At 61.6% G+C, this 484-nt stretch carries 1 protein-coding gene; it reads right to left on the bottom strand.

Annotated elements, in window-relative coordinates; genetic code table 11:
- Window positions 1–117: 117 nt before the first annotated feature.
- A partial coding sequence (locus tag EN939_RS37455) for a restriction endonuclease (RefSeq protein ID WP_206528489.1) occupies window positions 118–484 on the bottom strand: 367 nt, incomplete at its 5' end.

The following is a 484-nucleotide window of genomic DNA, read 5'->3' as shown; positions in this document are numbered from 1 at the left end:
GGTGCCCGAAGGGCGGATGAGGGGCGGCGCTGGGTTCCGCGATTGGCGTCGTTAAAACTCGGCGAATGCCGCCTCGTCGACCGTCACTTCCTCCACCATCTTCACTCGCACGCCGATCTACTGATCCTTGAGCAGATCGCATAATCCGTCACCATCGATCAGGTCGATGGCAGGAGCGCCGTCGCGCACAGCCTCGCGCCGCGCATCCGCGGTAAATGTACCGGTGGTGATGACAAGGCCCTTATCGGCTCGACCAACCATTGCACCGCGAAAGTCGCGCACGACGCCTGACCCCACCGAGCCTTTCCAACGCTTGCACTGGAATAGCACGTGGAACGAAAGCAGGTTGACCCGCAATACACCGGTGCCGTCGATGCCACCATCGCCGCTCCTCCCGGTCACCTCGACCTTGATAAAGCCGGCCTCACGGAGAATTCTCTGGCACAACCGCTCAAAGGCCGCGGGATCAAGCGCCAGAAGTATG

It is taken from the genome of Mesorhizobium sp. M7A.F.Ca.CA.002.05.1.1 (genome assembly GCF_003998335.1).
In the GTDB taxonomy this organism is placed as follows: Bacteria; Pseudomonadota; Alphaproteobacteria; order Rhizobiales; family Rhizobiaceae; genus Mesorhizobium.
The sequence above is the reverse complement of the archived record's forward strand: the minus strand, read 5'-3'. Positions and strand labels throughout refer to the sequence as shown.